At 68.3% G+C, this 17,046-nt stretch carries 15 protein-coding genes and 2 tRNA genes; 4 read left to right on the plus strand and 13 right to left on the minus strand.

Going from position 1 to position 17,046, the window contains the following annotated elements:
- The 3 genes from C9992_RS02820 to C9992_RS02830 are packed head-to-tail and all read right to left on the minus strand — an operon-like array spanning position 1 to position 2,227.
- Positions 1 to 1,365 carry an MFS transporter gene (locus tag C9992_RS02820; protein WP_106814057.1) on the minus strand — a complete coding sequence of 455 codons (1,365 nt, stop codon included), beginning with the start codon at positions 1,363 to 1,365 and terminating at the stop codon, positions 1 to 3.
- Positions 1,362 to 1,592, minus strand: coding sequence for a hypothetical protein (locus C9992_RS02825; RefSeq protein WP_106814058.1), 231 nt, complete (start codon positions 1,590 to 1,592; stop codon positions 1,362 to 1,364). Before C9992_RS02825 ends, C9992_RS02820 begins: the two co-directional genes overlap by 4 nt.
- Positions 1,589 to 2,227, minus strand: a complete 639-nt coding sequence (locus C9992_RS02830) for a helix-turn-helix domain-containing protein (protein WP_327316679.1) — start codon at positions 2,225 to 2,227, stop codon at positions 1,589 to 1,591. Before C9992_RS02830 ends, C9992_RS02825 begins: the two co-directional genes overlap by 4 nt.
- Before the next feature lie 106 nt (positions 2,228 to 2,333).
- Here C9992_RS02830 and C9992_RS02835 point away from each other — a divergent pair, with 106 nt between their 5' ends.
- Complete coding sequence (locus C9992_RS02835; protein WP_106814059.1) at positions 2,334 to 4,388, plus strand: M3 family metallopeptidase; 2,055 nt, start codon at positions 2,334 to 2,336, stop codon at positions 4,386 to 4,388.
- A gap of 2 nt (positions 4,389 to 4,390) precedes the next feature.
- On the opposite strand, the gene C9992_RS02840 is transcribed toward C9992_RS02835, so the two are convergent.
- The 8 genes from C9992_RS02840 to C9992_RS02875 all read right to left on the minus strand — a co-directional run bounded on the left by C9992_RS02840 (position 4,391) and on the right by C9992_RS02875 (position 12,306).
- A complete protein-coding gene (locus tag C9992_RS02840) occupies positions 4,391 to 5,461 on the minus strand; it encodes an alpha/beta fold hydrolase (protein ID WP_160150820.1) in 1,071 nt (356 codons plus the stop codon).
- A 226-nt stretch (positions 5,462 to 5,687) separates the two neighbouring features.
- Entirely contained in the window at positions 5,688 to 6,497 is an 810-nt protein-coding gene (locus C9992_RS02845) for a hotdog family protein (protein ID WP_106814061.1), read from the minus strand.
- Between the two features lie 85 nt (positions 6,498 to 6,582).
- Entirely contained in the window at positions 6,583 to 7,701 is a 1,119-nt protein-coding gene (locus C9992_RS02850; protein ID WP_106814062.1) for an epoxide hydrolase family protein, read from the minus strand.
- 43 nt (positions 7,702 to 7,744) lie between these two features.
- Entirely contained in the window at positions 7,745 to 9,013 is a 1,269-nt protein-coding gene (gene clpX, locus C9992_RS02855) for an ATP-dependent Clp protease ATP-binding subunit ClpX (RefSeq protein WP_106814063.1), read from the minus strand.
- A 210-nt stretch (positions 9,014 to 9,223) separates the two neighbouring features.
- The gene (locus C9992_RS02860; RefSeq protein WP_106814064.1) at positions 9,224 to 9,901 is read right to left on the minus strand and encodes an ATP-dependent Clp protease proteolytic subunit; all 678 of its coding nucleotides are present in this window, start codon (positions 9,899 to 9,901) and stop codon (positions 9,224 to 9,226) included.
- 32 nt (positions 9,902 to 9,933) lie between these two features.
- Positions 9,934 to 10,536, minus strand: coding sequence for an ATP-dependent Clp protease proteolytic subunit (locus C9992_RS02865; RefSeq protein ID WP_106814065.1), 603 nt, complete (start codon positions 10,534 to 10,536; stop codon positions 9,934 to 9,936).
- Between the two features lie 158 nt (positions 10,537 to 10,694).
- The gene (gene tig / locus C9992_RS02870) at positions 10,695 to 12,152 is read right to left on the minus strand and encodes a trigger factor (RefSeq protein WP_106814066.1); all 1,458 of its coding nucleotides are present in this window, start codon (positions 12,150 to 12,152) and stop codon (positions 10,695 to 10,697) included.
- A gap of 80 nt (positions 12,153 to 12,232) precedes the next feature.
- Positions 12,233 to 12,306, minus strand: a tRNA-Pro gene (locus tag C9992_RS02875).
- A 153-nt stretch (positions 12,307 to 12,459) separates the two neighbouring features.
- On the opposite strand from C9992_RS02875, the gene C9992_RS02880 reads away from it, so the two are divergent.
- Both C9992_RS02880 and C9992_RS02885 read left to right on the plus strand, forming a co-directional pair.
- Positions 12,460 to 12,533, plus strand: a tRNA-Gly gene (locus tag C9992_RS02880).
- A gap of 162 nt (positions 12,534 to 12,695) precedes the next feature.
- Positions 12,696 to 13,598 carry an alpha/beta fold hydrolase gene (locus tag C9992_RS02885; RefSeq protein WP_106814067.1) on the plus strand — a complete coding sequence of 301 codons (903 nt, stop codon included), beginning with the start codon at positions 12,696 to 12,698 and terminating at the stop codon, positions 13,596 to 13,598.
- Positions 13,599 to 13,610: 12 nt separating this feature from the next.
- On the opposite strand, the gene C9992_RS02890 is transcribed toward C9992_RS02885, so the two are convergent.
- Complete coding sequence (locus C9992_RS02890) at positions 13,611 to 14,150, minus strand: gamma carbonic anhydrase family protein (RefSeq protein WP_106814068.1); 540 nt, start codon at positions 14,148 to 14,150, stop codon at positions 13,611 to 13,613.
- The gene (locus tag C9992_RS02895; protein ID WP_106814069.1) at positions 14,147 to 16,291 is read right to left on the minus strand and encodes an acyltransferase family protein; all 2,145 of its coding nucleotides are present in this window, start codon (positions 16,289 to 16,291) and stop codon (positions 14,147 to 14,149) included. Before C9992_RS02895 ends, C9992_RS02890 begins: the two co-directional genes overlap by 4 nt.
- A gap of 167 nt (positions 16,292 to 16,458) precedes the next feature.
- Here C9992_RS02895 and C9992_RS02900 point away from each other — a divergent pair, with 167 nt between their 5' ends.
- Positions 16,459 to 16,944 (plus strand): Dps family protein, encoded by a 486-nt coding sequence (locus C9992_RS02900; RefSeq protein ID WP_106814070.1) that lies wholly within the window; start codon positions 16,459 to 16,461, stop codon positions 16,942 to 16,944.
- Positions 16,945 to 17,046: the final 102 nt, after the last annotated feature.

The following is a 17,046-nucleotide window of genomic DNA, read 5'->3' on the forward strand; positions in this document are numbered from 1 at the left end:
TCACTCCTCCGGGGCGTCGTGCGCCGACGCCGACAGGAGGAGCCGCACGGCGACGAGCGTGGCCACGAGTGTCACACCTGCCGCCAGGAGGAACGGAAGCCGCAGGTCGATCCGGGCCACCCATCCGCCCAGCAGCGTGGCGAACGGGAAGATGCCCCAGGTCAACGTGCGGCTGATGCCGAGCACGCGGCCGAACAGATGCCCCGGCACGATCGTCTGACGCAGGGCGCCCCACGGCACGTTCCACACCGACACCGCAGCCGCCATCGTCGCATAGGCGACCGTCGCAGAGATGGCTTCGGGCGCGGCCCACACGCCGATCAGGCCGATCGCGGCCACGACGTTGGCGCCGAGCATCACCTTTCCGCGACCGAACCGCGCCACGAGCCGTGAGGCGACGAGCGACCCCACCAGCCCTCCGAGACCGATTCCCGCGGTCACCAGACCGATCGCCGCAGGGGCCACGTGGTGGACGTCGAGGAAGTAGAGGAACACCGGCGCCTGCGCGAAGGCGAACGCGCAGCCCACGATGGACGTGAACAACACCATCGACCGCAGGAAGCGGTGATGCCACAGGTACGCCAGCGCCTCGCGGGCCGACACCCCGGAAGGACGCGAGCCCGCGGCATCCGCCTCGGCGTCCATATCCGCCGCGGCCAGCGGCTCGCCCGCAGCCACGGCAGCCTCGGCCGACGCGGCCGGAACCCGCTCGGCTGTCCAGGCCTCGCGCAGCGGGCGCGCGGCCGACAACGGCAGCATCACGGCGAGGACGATGGGGATGAGATACCCGGCCGCGCCGACCCACAGCGGCAGCGCCAGCGCGACGGCGAACAGCACGCCGCCGATGGGCGACGCGATGAAGCTGTCGATGGTGATCTGCGCCGCCTGCAGCCAGCCGTTGGCCCGGTCCAGCGCCGGACGTCGCACGACACTCGGAACGATCGAGTTGGTGGCATTGTCGAACAGCGTCTCCCCCAGACCGAAGACGAGGACGCCGGCCAGCAGCCACCAGATGTCGATCGCGCCCGTCACGGTCAGGAACGCCAGACCTACGGCAGCCAGCCCGCGCAGCCCGTTGGCAACGGCCATGATCCACCGCCGATCGAAACGGTCGACGATCATGCCCGCGGGCAACCCGAACACGAGCCACGGAAGGAAGGCGAGGGCGCCCAGCGCCGAGATCGCGAGCGGATCGCGCGTGAGAGTCGTCGCGATCAGCGGAACGGCGACCCGGCCGACTCCGTCGGCCAGATTGCTGAATGCCGCCGCGGTCCAGAGCTTGCCGAAATCGCGGCCGAGCGGGACCCTGCGCGCCCGCCCGGCCGACGCTTCGGGGTGCACCACCGTGTCGGTGCCCTCGCTCATCGAGGCAGCATTCCGACCGACGCCAGCGCCTCTGCGGCACGGCGCGCGCCCGTGGCTGCAGCCTCTGCCGCGAGGGCATCACGCCGGGCTGCGGCATCCCGCCGTTCCAGCCGCGTGAGGACGTAGGCGTCCAGCGCGGAGGCCGCGCGCAGGAGAGCGCGCTCGAATCGCGTCGTGCTCGAGCCGAACGCTCGTACGGAGAGCTCGGGGGCCGTGATGGTGCTCATGACTGTTCTCCTAGCTGCGGGAGCGGGAACAGGTCGGCCCTGATGGTGACGGGTCGCACGTTCTCGCCGGTCTGATTGCGGTAGTTGTCGACGGTCTCGTCGATGAGGGCCATGATCTTCATGCCCAGTTCCTTGCTCTGCTCGGGGGTGAGCCGGGCCGTGGCGGTCGAGATCATCGTCCCGTCCTGCCATTCCACGTCTTCCTGCCCCAAGCCCCGGTTCACGAACTCGAGCAGCTGCTCGTTGCGGTTTCGCAGGAACTCGGCCATGACGACCTGTGTCGCGGCGCGTCCGGCCGGCGTGGACATCGCCTCGGGGTTGCTGAAGGAGACGCCGCCGACCGGACGCTCCCACCAGCGCTCGCGGCCGGTGCCCCGATCCTCCGCCTCACGGATGAGGTCCTGCTTGGCCAGAGCTCGCAGGTGGTAGCTGGTGGAGCCCGTGGACTCCCCCAGCTTCTCGGCCAGAGAGCTGGCCGTCTGCGGACCGTACTGGCTGAGGATGTCGTAGATCCGCACGCGGAGCGGATGCGCGAGAGCGCGCAGCGCACCGGAGTCGAGGACGCGATCCTGGCTGTGCCGCAGCTGGCTGCGTGCGGCGGCGTCCATCGGCTCGTCGACCGGGTTGTCTGTCATGGTCTCAGCGTACCTGTGCAAAGGTTTCTTTGCAAGCGTTTCTTTGCAGTCGCACTTTTGCAAACGTTTCTCGGCATCCTCGCGGACGCCGGATAGGCTGTTCCGCATGCCGACCGACGACAACCCGCTGCTCTCCCCCTCCTCGCTTCCGTACGGCCTTCCCGACTACGGCATCATCAAGCCCGAGCACTACCTCCCGGCCTTCCGCGCCGCCTTCGACGAGCACTCGCGCGAGATCGCGAACATCACGCGCGACCGCTCGATGCCGACTTTCGAGAACACCCTCGTGCCTCTCGAGGAGAGCGGGCGCCTGCTCGGGGATATCGCGCGCACGTTCTACACCGTGTCGTCCGCGGACGCCACGACCGAGGTGCAGCAGATCGAAGAGCAGTTGGCGCCGTTGATGTCAGCCCACCAGGACTCCATCCAGCTGAACTCGGAGCTGTTCTGGCGCATCAAGACGATCCATGACCAGCTCGACGAGCTGGATCTGTCACCCGAGCAGCGGTATCTCGTCGAACGCCATTACACCGAAATGTCTCACGCCGGCGCAGGCCTCGACGATCAGTCGAAGGCGCGTTTGACCGACCTCAACCAACGGCTCTCCACGCTCACCACCCAGTTCGAGAAGAATCTGCTCGCCGACACCAATGACCTCGCCGTCGTCTTCGACGATCCTGCCGACTTGGACGGTCTTGCTGAGGGCGAGCTCTCGGCGGCCTCGCAGGCGGCCTCCGATCGCGGGCTCGAGGGCAAGTGGGTCGTGACACTCACCCTCTTCACCGGTCACCCGTACCTGTCCAGTCTCACCCGCCGGGCGTCGCGCGAGCGCTTGCTTGCGGCTTCCCGCTCGCGCGGCTCCCGAGGCAACGAGCACGACAACCGGGAGACGCTCCGCGAGATCGTGCGTCTGCGCGCCGAGCGTGCCGCCCTTCTGGGATACGAGTCTCACGCCGCGTACGTCACATCCGACGAGACGGCAGGCTCACCGGCCGCCGTGCACGACCTGCTGCGCAGGCTCGCCGTACCGGCCGCTCGCAACGCCCGCCGCGAGCAGGAGAAGCTGCAGGCGATCATCGACGCGGAGGCGGACCCGTTCCCGCTCGAGGCGCACGACTGGGCGTTCTACACCGAGAAGGTGCGCGCTGCCGAGTACGACCTCGACCGCGCGGCGCTGCGACCGTGGTTCGAGGCGGAGCAGGTGCTGCGCGACGGTGTCTTCCGCGCCGCGACGCAGCTGTACGGCATCACGTTCACGGAGCGCACGGACCTGGCCGGATACCACCCCGACAACCGGATCTTCGAGGTTCGCAACGCGGACGGCTCGCCGCTCGGGCTGTACCTCCTGGATCTCTACACGCGTGACACCAAGCGCGGCGGCGCCTGGATGAACTCGATCGTCCTCCAATCGCGGCTGCGCGGCACCGCGCCAGTGGTCGTCAACAACCTCAATGTGCCCAAGCCGGCGCCGGGCCGGCCGACGCTGCTGACCCTCGACGAGGTGACGACGCTGTTCCACGAGTTCGGACACGCGCTGCACGGGCTCTTCGCCACCGTCACCTACCCGCACTTCGCGGGAACCAACGTCTTCCGCGACTTCGTGGAGTTCCCCAGTCAGGTCAACGAGATGTGGATCTACTGGCCCGAGATCCTCGCCTCCTACGCGCGGCACATCGACACGGGTGAGCCGCTTCCCGCGGAGGTCGTCGAGAAGCTTCACGCGTCCGAGGCGTTCAACCAGGGTTTCGCGACCAGCGAGTACCTCGCGGCCGCGTGGCTGGACCAGGCCTGGCACTCGCTCTCGGTCGAAGAGGCGACGGCCGACATCGACGTCAACGAGTTCGAGGCATCCGCCCTCGCCGACATCGGCCTGGACAACCCCGTGGTGCCGACGCGTTACTCGTCGACCTACTTCGCCCACGTGTTCTCGGGCGGCTACAGCGCCGGGTACTACTCGTACATCTGGAGCGAGGTGCTCGATGCCGACACCGTCGAGTGGTTCCGCGAGAACGGCGGTCTGCGCCGCGAGAACGGTGACCGGTTCCGCGAGCGGCTCCTCGGAGTGGGAGGGTCCAAGGACCCGCTGGAGGCGTACCGCGACTTCCGTGGCCGGGATGCCGAGATCCAGCCGCTGCTGGAGCGACGCGGGCTATCCGACTGACGTCAGCGCGCGTTCGCGACGGCCCACGCCGCCGCGGCGGAACGGGACGGCACGCCCAGCTTGGTGCGGGCGTTCGCGACGTGCCGATGAACTGTATGCACGCTGAGGAAGAGCTCGGACGCGATCTGAGCATCCGTCCTGCCCTTCGCAACGAGGAGCAGTACCTCGAGTTCACGAGCCGAGATCGGCGACGGTCGCTGCGTGCGACGCGCCGCCTCCGCGTCGACGGCGCCCGGAGAGAGGCTCACGTGCATCTCATCCACTCCGTCGAACGCCATCGCGCGCCGAAGGAAGGTCGCCGCGTCGCCATGCCATGGATGGTGGGCGTCGCCGTCGAGAACCTCGAGATGAGCTCCCGGGATCGCCTGCGCCGTCGCCACGCCGAGTGCGAGCCGGATCGCACGGTCGCCGCGACGGTGCAGCACGAGTGTGGGCGCGCGTACGGCGGGCGCCGATTCGCGGGCGTCGAACTGGTACACAGCCTCGAGGGCCGCCGCGGCCATATGCGGCGTCGCGGAAGAGCGCTGATGAGCGATGTACGCCCGCCGCTGCTCCGGCGTCGCATCGGGGTAGAAGATGTCGGACATCACTCGTGAACTCACCCCCCAGCTGCGACGCACCATCTCCACCAGGGCCTCTCGGTCCGGCGCAGCGGCCACTGACCCGCCATCCAGGTAAGGCCCCGCGAGCACGAGACGATGCACGCGCTCGGGGTACCGTGCGGCGAACTCGACTGCGATCGGGCAGCCCGATGACCCCGCCATGATTGTGACCTGGTCGACTCGGGCGGCATCGAGCACCGCGGCCACCGCGTCGACGTGCGGACCCAGCGTGATCGGCGTCTCGCCGCGTGAACGCGAAAGCCCACTGCCGGGCAAGTCCATCCGGATCACCCGCCGATGGCGGGCCATCTCGCTCGCGAACGCCCGAAACGGCGGGGACGCCCAGTCGTGGGGGAGGTGACTCATCCACCAACCGCCGATGAGGACGGGCTCGCCGTCGCCCAGCTCCGACCAGGCGACATCATCGGTTCCCGACCAGGCATAGCGAACGTCGACAGACGCGGACTCCACGCCATCAGTATGGACGACCGGGCCCGCGAGATGCGGTGCCGGTCGTGCGGCGTCGCGACACCGTGCGCTGCTGCCCGTCATCATCCATCCGGTAGAAACGACCGCCTGGACGGCTTCAGCGCGAAGTCGGGCCACGGCACCCAGTCGGTCAGGGTGCCGGCGATCGCGTGGTGACCGCGCCACGCGCGGAGCTGACCCATCGCAATCGCCGGCGAACGCGTGCGTCTCACCTCAGGCGACCGAGGAGCCACACGAGCCGCTGATGCCTGAGAGCGACCCAGGTGGAATCAGCCCGAGCGATCCGTTCTCCGGCGGCATCGACAATGACCACTGACGTCTCGTACCGACGGCCGTGCTGCTCACGCGTCCAGCTGAATACCACGAGGTGCTCACCCACGCGGGGGCGCCGCTCGACCTGAGCAGTCATGGTGCCGAGCAGGCACAGGACCCGCTGCCGCAATGCAGCAGCGGGAAAGCTCGGGCAATCCATCGCCCCCCACACGGCCGGGAAGTCGGCGATGCCCGCGTGCGCGTACGCTGCCCCGACGACCCACGGCGCCGCAAGGATCTCCGGGCGGTGCGGGACCGGCCCCGGCGTGACATGCATGCCATCCGCGCGCGCAGGCCCGCAGACGACGCAGTCCGACAGCGCATGGCGCACTCCGACCAGGGGATGCGCCTCTCGTGCACGCCGCGCGTCGTCGAACGTGGGTGCGGGCGGAACGGCGGAAGCGTCGAGACGCCCCGGTCTCGCCTCGGCGACGAGCCTGGTCCGATCGAGGACGACGAGACCACCGGAGGGCGCGCCCGAGACGTCGAGCGGCACGCCAAGGCGGATCGGACGCCGCAGTGCGACCGTCACGGTCTCGGAATCGATGCGTGTCGCGATGGTGCCTGCGGCGAATCCGCCGTTGGCCGTGCGACGAGGTCCGTTGAGGGAACGGTCGATCTGCAGCCGCCCGGGCTGCACCGGATCCACGATGGTGGGTGCGACGGTGACGGCAGCAGTGGCGTGCTGTGTGGCGGATGTAGACATGCAACAAGCAAATCGTCGCCGAGCGCGTCGTGCATCGCCGGGATGGGCTATCAGCATGGCCCGATCCGGCCATGTCCGACTGTTCTCAGAGCGCTCTGACCTCGCGAGCCAGCCACCGCGCCCGGTCCGCCATCGTGGTCGGCACCTCGGCGGCGGCGAAGTGTCCGCCCTCGTTCAGTCGCTCGAACGTCCTGAGGTCGCGGTAGAAGCGACGGGCGAGCGCCTCGGGATAGTCGGCTTCGTGCCGTTGGATGTGCACGGATGCCGGCACCTCGACGGGCGGCATCCTGTCCGGCTGGTCGGCGCCCTCGTAATAGGGCCGGAAGGACGATCCGATGCACTGCGTCGTCCAGTAGATCATCGCCTCGGTGAGGATGCGTTCGCGCGAGATGCGCGTCTCGACCGCCCGCGGGTCGCCCTCGGGCGTGTCGCTCCACTCCACGAGCTTCTCCGCGAGCCACGCGAGCAGCCCCGCGGGCGAATCGTTCAGCGCCGCGGCGAGGGTGTCGGGCCGTGTCGCCTGCACGTGGCCGTAGGCCCCGTTGCGGCCGCCCCAGTTGTCGAGTCGCTCGAAGAAGGCGATCTCATCGGGGGCCGTGAGGTGCTGCCGCTCCTCGCGCGATGGAAAGTGCGAGTGGGTGACGAGGATGCCTGCCACAGCGTCGGGGTAGGAGCCCGCGATCAGGTCGTTGACGTTGGCCGAGACGTCCTCACCGTAGGTGAGGTACGTGCGGTAGCCCAGCACGTCTGTCATCAGCTCGTGCATCGTCTGGGCCAGACGCACCTCGGTGACCGGGCCGGCGGCGTACGGGCTCGAGTAAGCGAAACCCGGGAGGCTCGCCACCACGACGTGGAAATCGGGCAGCAGATCGGCGAAGTCGAGCTGCAGAGCGAAGGTGTGCGGCCAGCCGTGCATCACCAGGAGCGCCGGTGCATCGGCGCGCGCCGACCGCAGATGCGCGAAGTGGATCGTGGAGTCGCCGATGTCTGCGAGGAACTGTGGATGCCGGTTCAGCCACGCCTCGCGTGCGCGCCAGTCCCACGCGCGCCAGCTCGCCACGAGCTCCGCGAGATAGGCGGCTGTCATGCCGGACGACGGTCGTCGCGGCGAGTCGGGAAGCGCACGGAAGTGGTCGAGCCGGTCGTGCAGGTCGGTCAGTACGGCGTCGTCGACAGCGATGGAGAAGGGGCGCGGGGTGCTCACGTCCCGACGCTAACGGCCCCCTCCGACACCGGAGACGACGCGGTCAAGCGCTCTTGCGCTTCTCACGCAGCACGAGGGTGGGAGGAGCACCGTCCTCGACGGCTGCGCGCGTGACGATGACCTTGTCGACGTCGTCGGTCGAGGGGATCTCGAACATGATCGGACCGAGCACGTCCTCGAGGATGGCGCGCAGGCCGCGCGCACCGGTCTTGCGTGCCACAGCCAGGTCGGCGATGGCCTCCAGCGCTTCGCGATCGAACTCCAGCGTGACGCCGTCGAGCTCGAACATGCGGTGGTACTGCTTCACCAGCGCGTTCTTCGGCTCAGTGAGGATCTCCATCAGGGCTTCGCGGTCCAACGGCGAGACCGACGCGACGACCGGCAGGCGCCCGATGAACTCGGGGATGAGGCCGAACTTGTGGAGGTCTTCGGGCTGCACGTCGCCGAACAGGTTGAGATCCTCGTCCTTGCGGTGCAGCGAGGCGCCGAAACCCACACCGTGCTTGCCCACGCGCGCCGAGATGATGTCTTCCAGCCCCGCGAACGCTCCCGCGACGATGAACAGCACGTTCGTCGTGTCGATCTGGATGAACTCCTGGTGCGGGTGCTTGCGACCGCCCTGCGGCGGGACCGAGGCGACCGTGCCCTCGAGGATCTTCAGCAGCGCCTGCTGCACGCCCTCACCCGACACGTCGCGGGTGATCGAGGGGTTCTCCGCCTTGCGCGCGATCTTGTCGACCTCATCGATGTAGATGATGCCGGTCTCGGCGCGCTTGGTGTCGAAATCGGCCGCCTGCAGGAGCTTCAGGAGGATGTTCTCCACGTCTTCGCCGACATAGCCGGCCTCGGTCAGCGCGGTCGCGTCCGCCACTGCGAACGGCACGTTCAGGCGCTTGGCGAGGGTCTGAGCGAGATATGTCTTGCCGCACCCGGTGGGCCCCAGGAGCAGGATGTTGCTCTTGGCGATCTCGACCTCGTCGGCGCGCTGCTCGGCCGACTGGATGGTCCCGTGCGCCCGCACGCGCTTGTAGTGGTTGTACACGGCGACCGAGAGCGCGCGCTTCGCGTCCTGCTGGCCGACGACGTACTCCTCGAGGAACGCGAAGATCTCGCGCGGCTTGGGCAGGTCAAAGTCGGCGACGACGCCCGACGAGGACTCCGCCATGCGCTCTTCGATGATCTCGTTGCACAGCTCGACGCACTCGTCGCAGATGTAGACGCCGGGCCCCGCGATCAGCTGCTGGACCTGCTTCTGGCTCTTGCCGCAGAAGGAGCACTTGAACAGGTCGGCGCTCTCACCGATGCGTGCCATGCGGCTCCTCCTCGTCGCGACCGGGGGCGCGTCCCCCAGCTGTTCTCCGAGCCTAATAGCTGATGCCGACGTGCGGCGGCATTGCGGCGCACGTTGTGGACGCCGCCGATTTCGCGCTCAGCGGACGCACGGGGCGGTACATGACGACACCCCGCCGCCCGGCAGTTCCGGGCGACGGGGTGTCGCGGCATCCGCTCGAGGCGGCGTGACCTACTTGGTGAGCGCCTGCTGCCCGCGCTTGCGGGTCGTCAGAACCTGGTCCACGAGACCGTACGCGACCGCCTCCTCGGCAGAGAGGATCTTGTCGCGGTCGATGTCCTTGTTGACCTCCTCGACCGACTTGTTCGAGTGCTTCGCGAGCGTCTCCTCCAGCCAGGTGCGCATGCGCATGATCTCCTGAGCCTGGATCTCGATGTCGGAGGCCTGACCGTGCCCAGCCTCGCCCATGGCGGGCTGGTGGATCAGGATGCGGGCGTTGGGCAGAGCCAGACGCTTGCCGGGGGCACCGGCGGCCAGCAGCACGGCTGCGGCCGAGGCGGCCTGGCCGAGCACGACCGTCTGGATCTGCGGCGACACGTACTGCATAGTGTCGTAGATCGCCGTCATGGCCGTGAACGAGCCACCGGGCGAGTTGATGTACATGATGATGTCGCGATCGGGGTCCTGCGACTCGAGCACGAGCAGTTGCGCCATGACATCGTCCGCAGAGGCGTCGTCGACCTGCACGCCCAGGAAGATGACGCGGTCCTCGAAGAGCTTGTTGTACGGGTCCTGCCGCTTGTAGCCGTAGGCCGTGCGCTCCTCGAACTGCGGCAGGATGTAGCGGCTGCCGGGCATCTGAAGTCCCTGCGGCGCGGTGGGTGCGCCGCCGAAAGTGGGGGTCTGCATTGCGGGTTCTCTCTCTTTCGCCTCAGGTGCCGTCAGCTCGCGGACTCGCCGTTGCCGCCGGTGCCGCCGCCGCCGATCACATCGACCGCGGACTCGCGGATGTGGTCGACGAAGCCGTACTCCAGCGCCTCCTGTGCCGTGAACCAGCGGTCACGATCGCCGTCGGCGTTGATCTGCTCCACCGACTTGCCGGTCTGCGCAGCCGTGATCTCGGCGAGGCGCTTCTTCATGTCGAGGATGAGCTGGGCCTGCGTCTGGATGTCGCTCGCGGTGCCGCCGAAGCCGCCGTGCGGCTGGTGGAGCAGCACGCGGGCGTTCGGCGTGATGTAGCGCTTGCCCTTTGTGCCGGCGGTCAGCAGGAGCTGTCCCATCGAGGCGGCCATGCCGATGCCGACCGTGACGATGTCGTTGGGCACGAACTGCATGGTGTCGTAGATCGCCATGCCGGCCGTGATCGAACCGCCGGGCGAGTTGACGTACAGGTAGATGTCCTTCTCGGAGTCCTCAGCGGCGAGAAGCAGGATCTTCGCGCAGATCTCGTTGGCGTTCTCGTCGCGCACCTCCGACCCCAGCCAGATGATGCGGTCCTTGAGCAGCCTGTCGAAGACGCTGGTCGCGACAAGTGGTTCGGCCATGTGTACTCCTGTTTCCTTGGGTCGCCAACGAATCTACCGGCGCGCTGCGAGCGACCCGCCCGTGTTCGCCGTGGGCAGATCGGCCACATCGAAGGCGAAGGGACGGATGCCGCGGCATCCGTCCCTTCGTCATTCACGTGTGCGCGGCAGCCGCCGCGTCACTCCTTCTCGGCAGCAGCCTTCTTGGCCGGTGCCTTCTTCGCGGGAGCCTTCTTGGCTGCGGTCTTCTTGGCGGGCTTCTCGGCCTCTTCGGCCTCGATCACCGCGTCGGCGTCGGCTGCGGCGTCCGCGATCTGCTCCGCCTCCTCGACGACCTCTTCCTCGGCCTCGGCCTCGTCCTCGACGGCGATGAAGCCGCTGAGGTCGACGGGCTTGCCGTTGGTGTCGACGACGGTCACCTTTCCGAGCGCGACGGCCAGGGCCTTGTTGCGCGCGACCTCGCCAACGATGGCGGGCAGCTGGTTGCCGTCCTGCAGCGCGTTGACGAACTCCTGGGGAGCCATGCCGTACTGTGCGGCGGACTGCACGAGGTACTGCGTGAGCTCGTCCTGCGAGACCTGCACGTTCTGCTGCTCGGCGATCTTGTCCAGCAGCATCTGCGTCTTGAACTGCTTCTCGCTGGCCTCGGCCACCTCGGCGCGGTGGACGTCGTCTTCGAGGCGGCCCTCTGCCTCGAGGTGGTTGTGCACCTCGTCCTCGATGAGCTGAGGCGGAACGGGGATCTCGACCTGGTCGAGCAGCGTCTCGACGAGCTTGTCGCGCGCAGCCGACCCCTGCGAGAAGGCACCCTGCTGCCCGACGCGCTCCTTGAGGCTGTCGCGCAGCTCGCCGATGGTGTCGAACTCGCTCGCGATCTGAGCGAAGTCGTCGTCGGCCTCGGGAAGCTCGCGCTCCTTGACCGCCTTGACGGTGACCGAGACCTCGGCCTCTTCACCGGCGTGGTCGCCGCCGACCAGCTTGGAGCGGAATGTGGTGTCTTCGCCGGCGGTCAGCGACTCGATCGCCTCGTCGATGCCCTCGAGCAGCTCGCCCGAGCCCACCTCGTACGACACGCCCTCGGCGCGGTCGATCTCGGCGCCGTCGATGGTGGCCACGAGGTCCAGCTCGACGAAGTCGCCGGTGGCAGCCGGGCGATCGACCGTCACCAGCGTGCCGAAGCGGCCACGGAGCCGGTCGAGCTCGGCGTCGACGGCCTCCTCGTCGACCTCGACGGCGTCGACCTCGATGGTCGTTCCCTCGAAGGCGGGAAGCTCGAAGTCCGGGCGCACGTCGACCTCGACGTCGACCTCGAGGTCGCCGGAGAAGTCCTTCTCGTTCGGCCACTCGGTGACCTCGGCCGACGGCCGGCCCAGCACGCGCAGCTCGTTGGCGGCGACGGCCTCGCGGTAGAAGTTGTCCAGGCCTTCGCTGACCGCGTGCTCGAGCACGGCGACGCGGCCGATGCGCTGGTCGATGATGGGGGCCGGCACCTTGCCCTTGCGGAAGCCGGGAATCTGCACGTCCTGCGCGATGTGCTCGTAGGCGTGCTTGATCGACGGCTTGAGCTCGTCAGGGCTGACCGTGATGTGCAGCTTCACCCGGGTCGGGCTGAGCTTCTCGACGGTGCTGTTCACCATGCCTGTTACTTCTCCTCTATCGGACCGCGCGCGTGCACGGTTGAAGGTCTGGGTCGCGAAAATTCTGTGAGGCCGTGATGTCGGGGCGACAGGATTTGAACCTGCGGCCTCCCGCTCCCAAAGCGGGCGCTCTACCAAGCTGAGCTACGCCCCGGGCGGGTTCGCACGCATGCGCGCGCCTTTCGGCCCCGAGCAGTCTAGCCGACCCGCCCGGGCACCGTCTGCGCGGCACGGTCCGCGACGCGCGCCGGTTCGAGTCGGGCCCTGTTCGTGACATACAATGGCGGATGCCGCGGCTCGCCGCTGCGGGGATGTAGCTCAATGGCAGAGCCTCAGTCTTCCAAACTGATGGTGCGGGTTCGATTCCCGTCATCCCCTCCACTTCCTCATCGGAACGACACTCCCGCCGCGGACTTCCGCCTCGCATCGGTGCTCACGGGCCGCGCGCGCCGATCCGAGATTCACGCGATCCGCACTACCTGCCGCCTCCCGCGGAGCGGCAGACTGACAGCAGCACTGGGTCCTCGCCTGTCAGGAGGCGCGATGAGCACACCGTCGCCCGCATCACAGCCGGCCAAGCCGCGCAAGGTGCCGCGGCGCCCCGCGTCACGGCTCGCGGAGAAGTGGACGCGGTTCGACGACGTCGATGTCTTCTACCGCGAGTCGCCGAATCCGCCCAAGGACGCCCGAGTCATGGCGCACGTGCACGGCTTCGGACTCTCGGGGCGATATCTGCTGCCGACCGCCGAGCAGCTGGCGGACGAGTTCCACACGTATGTGCCCGACCTGCCGGGCTTCGGGCGCAGCGGCAAGCGCCGCGACATGCTCGACATCCCCGACCTCGCGCGCGCGGCGCGCGACTTCCTCGACGATCGGGGCGTCGAGAAGGCCACGCTCGTCGGCAATTCCATGGGATGCCCCGTGATCATCGAGTTCGCCCACACGTTCCCCGAGCGAATCGACCGAGCAGTGCTGGTCTCCCCCGCGGGCGGCATCTTCAACCAGCCCCTGCGGCGCGCGATCGGTCAGCTGTCGGCCGACGCACCGCGCGAGCCGGTCCGCATGGCACGCGTTGCGGTACCGGACTACGTGAGGTTCGGCGTGCCCAGCACGATGCGCATGTTCCGGGCATTGACGCAGTACCCCTCGCTGCCGCGTCTGCTCGAGATGCGCATCCCGACGCTCGTGGTGCTCGGGCAGCGCGACCCGCTGCTCCCGCACGCGCACCGCATCGACGAGGTCGCGAGCCAGACCGACAGCCATGTGCTCGTCGTCCTCCTCGAAGGCGCTGCGCACGCCATCAACTTCAGTCACCCCGGCCAGCTCGCGCACGTCATCCGGCTGTTCATGGACGACAAGCCGATCGTGAACGATCCCGCGTGGCCCGGTCACCTCCGGCTCTACGAGGTGCACCGAGGCAAGCATCACCCCCGCCCGCGGGCGTGAAGTCCCCGCCCGTCACACCGCCGGCGTTGCGTCGCGGTGCTCCTCGATGTGGGCCAGATAGTGCTCCGCGTTGCGCAGCAGCCCCGCGCGCTCCTCGGCGGTGAGCTCGCGGCGCACCTTCGCCGGCACCCCGGCGACGAGTGTGCCGTCCGGGATCTCGGAACCCTCGAGCACGACCGCACCGCCGGCCACGAGGCATCCGGATCCGATCCTCGCCCCGTTGAGCACGACGGCCCCCATGCCGATGAGCGAGCCGTCGCCGATCGTGCAGCCGTGCACCACCGCGTTGTGCCCCACCGAGACGTTCTCGCCGATCACGACCGGCTTGCCGGCGTCGACGTGCACCGAGACGTTGTCCTGAAGATTGCTGCCCGCGCCGACGGTGATGGTGTCTCCGTCGGCGCGCAGCACCGCGTTGTACCAGACGCTGGCCCCAGCGCCGAGAGTCACTCCGCCGACGACACGCGCTCCCGCTGCGACGAAAGATGTGGGGTCCAGCGCCGGCGTTCTACCCGCCGCGGTCAGGACCGATGCACCTACTGCAACCGTCATGATCCTCTCCTCTCCAGAGCCGACTGGATCGCCTCCGTGTACCACGGCGCGAGGGTGTCGACGAAGGTCACCGTCAGGTGGTCCTGGTCGCGATAGATGTTCGCGCCTCCCACGACCGGCGCGCAGTCCGTCTCGCCGCAGAACACGTCGGTGAAGTCGAGCAGTGTCACCAGATCCTGACCGGATGCCGCGTCCCGCAGCGGATCGTCGGCCACGAGCACATCGGCGCGTGCCCCGTCGCAGTCGGACAGCGCGCGGGTGCGCAGGCACTTGTTCGGGTCGGTCTCCCACACCGGGTTGTCGACCACCGTGATCACCGGGATGCCACGATCGGTCACGGTGCTCCACGCGCCGCGGTACCCGGCCGCGGCGGCGTCGTGCGCCGAGTCGTACCCCGCGGACGAGTACGGTGTGGTCGCGATCGCCGCAGTGAACACCGCGTCGAGGTCGGTCTCGTCGATCGCGCGCTGCACCCCTTCACGCCACTCGGCGCACGCCGCCCCGAAAGCCCCCGGAGTCGACAGCGGCGTCGTGTTCCACGGGCAGGCGCCCTTGAACCAGGTCACCAGCTGCCACCCGTTCTCCTCTGCCATCCGCTCGAACGTCGACAGCAACTGGTACGCGTGGCTGTCGCCGATCAGCGCCACCCGCGGTGCGTCGGGGTCATCTGAGCCGAAGGTGCAGGAGACCGGCCGGGAGTCGGTGAGCTGCACGAAGCACTGTTCGTCGCTGGGTCGGTCGATCCCCGCGAACCCGGGCGCCGGAAGGATCGTGTCGCCGAAGTCGGCATCGGCGCACGAGGCGTCCAAGACGGATGCCGCGCCGAAGCAGTCCGGCGGATCCTGCTGCAGCTCGGCAATGGCCCGCGTGCCCTGGTTGTACAGGGGCGCGTTGACGAACCATGCCGATGCGGCGACCAGGCCCACCACGACCATCGCGGCCAGGGAGGACCAGAGCGTCACACGCGCGGGTCGGCTGGTGAGCACCCGCCAACTGCGCACCGGGTCCTCGACGAACCGCTTCGTCAGCCACGCCAGCACGAAGCACAGCACCAGAAGAGCCACCCGGTGATAGATGGTCAAACCCCAGAACGGCACCGACGGGGCGATGACGATGAGCGGCCAGTGCCATAGGTACAGCGAGTACGAGATGTCACCCACGAATTGCGCCGGGCGGATCGCCAGCACCCGAGTGGCATACCACCAGCGCTCGGTGTTGGATGCGGCGATGATCGCCGCTGCTCCGAGTGTCGGCAGGGCCGCCATGTAGCCGGGGAACGGCGTCTGACCGTCGAAGGTGAAGGTCACGAACACCAGGAGGAGGATGCCGCCCCAGCCGAGCACGAAGCTGCCGATCGCGTTGCTCACCCGCAGACGCGGCACGAGGGCGATCATGGCGCCGACGCCGAACTGCCACATGCGGCCGAACGTCACGAAGTACGCCGGCGCGGGGTCGGTGATGGTGAAGATGACGCAGAACACGAAGGAGGCGATGCTCACCAGACCCAGCGCGACGATGACGGCCCGTCGGCGTGCGCCGCGCAGCCACTTCACGGCCACCCACGCCGCGAGCAGCATGATGAGCGGCCACATCACATAGAACTGCTCTTCCAGGGAAAGCGACCAGTAATGCTGGACGGTGGTGGGCTCGCCACCGTGATTGAGGTAGTCCGCTGAGTTCAGCGCCAGGTACCAGTTCTCGACGTAGAACGTCGACGCCAGGATCTCGCGCACCTCGTTGGGCAGAGCCGACGTCGGCATGAGATACGGCGACATCACCACGAGCGCGCAGAACAGGAGCACCAGCAGCGACGCCGGAAGCAGTCGCCGCGCGCGCCGCGCCCAGAACTGGCCGAGCCGCACCGTGCCGGTCGCCGTCAACTCGCGCATGAGATGCGCCGTGATCAAGAACCCGGAGATGACGAAGAAGATGTCGACGCCGATGTACCCGCCCGTGATGCGTCCGGGCCAGAAGTGGTAGAGCACGACGCAGAGCACCGCGATCGCACGCAGCCCCTGTACGTGCGGGATGAAGCGCGCGGGTTCGGCGTGTTCGGGCGAGCGGTCGCGAGGCTCGCGGGTCACGGTCTTGACGGGATCGCCCAGATTCTGCGGTCCGAGGTCGTGATCGGCGGAAGGCACGAATCGACGTTAGCCGCTGTCGCTGTGCGTGCCCGCACACACGGCGTGCAACGCCTGATTAGCCCAGCCTTCTCTTGCTTGCGGAATGACAGCCGGTGAGTAGCGTTGCACTCACTGGAGGACGAGCGCCGATCTGAGCGATCCTCCCCACGATGGAGGGCAGAGATATGACGAACACCCAGACCACCCCCGCAACCGCCGCGAACCCCGACGTCGCCGCCGCGACCGCGCAGTTCCTCACCCCCGTTGCTCTGGGCCTGCAGGCCCTGGCCGTGAACGGAAAACAGGCGCACTGGAACGTGCGCGGCGCGAACTTCATCGCGATCCACGAGCTGCTCGACACCGTGGTCACGCACGCGCAGGACGGCGCCGACCAGGCCGCCGAGCGGATCGTCGCGCTCGGGCTGCCGATCGACGCACGTGTCACGACCGTCGCCGAGAAGACACCCGCGACGGCGGTTCCCGCCGGCTTCACGCAGTGGGACGTTCTCATCCGCAACGTCATCAGCGACATGGACGCGGTGATCGCCGACGTGCAGGCGGCCATCGACGGTCTCGACGAGTTCGACCTGACCAGTCAGGACATCGCCATCGCCATCAAGGAGTCGCTGGAGAAGGACCGCTGGTTCCTCTTCGCGCACCTCGCAGAGTGAGCCCACTCCCGATGTGGAACGCCCCGGACCCATCCTGAGGTCCGGGGCGTTCCGTCTCGCTTCGCTCGCTCAACGAACGTCGGACTCCGGTCGTTGAGCGGA

Origin of the sequence: Microbacterium timonense, from assembly GCF_900292075.1 — a bacterium.
Lineage (GTDB): Bacteria > Actinomycetota > Actinomycetes > Actinomycetales > Microbacteriaceae > Microbacterium > Microbacterium timonense.

Excerpts from the sequence above, each read along its gene's own strand:
- C9992_RS02865 (WP_106814065.1), bottom strand. The coding sequence starts at position 10,536 with ATGGCCGAACCACTTGTCGCGACCAGCGTCTTCGACAGGCTGCTCAAG.
- C9992_RS02890 (WP_106814068.1), bottom strand. The coding sequence starts at position 14,150 with ATGACGGTTGCAGTAGGTGCATCGGTCCTGACCGCGGCGGGTAGAACG.
- tig (WP_106814066.1), bottom strand. The coding sequence starts at position 12,152 with ATGGTGAACAGCACCGTCGAGAAGCTCAGCCCGACCCGGGTGAAGCTG.
- C9992_RS02820 (WP_106814057.1), bottom strand. The coding sequence starts at position 1,365 with ATGAGCGAGGGCACCGACACGGTGGTGCACCCCGAAGCGTCGGCCGGG.
- C9992_RS02845 (WP_106814061.1), bottom strand. The coding sequence starts at position 6,497 with ATGTCTACATCCGCCACACAGCACGCCACTGCTGCCGTCACCGTCGCA.
- C9992_RS02900 (WP_106814070.1), top strand. The coding sequence starts at position 16,459 with ATGACGAACACCCAGACCACCCCCGCAACCGCCGCGAACCCCGACGTC.
- C9992_RS02825 (WP_106814058.1), bottom strand. The coding sequence starts at position 1,592 with ATGAGCACCATCACGGCCCCCGAGCTCTCCGTACGAGCGTTCGGCTCG.
- clpX (WP_106814063.1), bottom strand. The coding sequence starts at position 9,013 with ATGGCACGCATCGGTGAGAGCGCCGACCTGTTCAAGTGCTCCTTCTGC.
- C9992_RS02835 (WP_106814059.1), top strand. The coding sequence starts at position 2,334 with ATGCCGACCGACGACAACCCGCTGCTCTCCCCCTCCTCGCTTCCGTAC.
- C9992_RS02885 (WP_106814067.1), top strand. The coding sequence starts at position 12,696 with ATGAGCACACCGTCGCCCGCATCACAGCCGGCCAAGCCGCGCAAGGTG.
- C9992_RS02830 (WP_327316679.1), bottom strand. The coding sequence starts at position 2,227 with ATGACAGACAACCCGGTCGACGAGCCGATGGACGCCGCCGCACGCAGC.
- C9992_RS02860 (WP_106814064.1), bottom strand. The coding sequence starts at position 9,901 with ATGCAGACCCCCACTTTCGGCGGCGCACCCACCGCGCCGCAGGGACTT.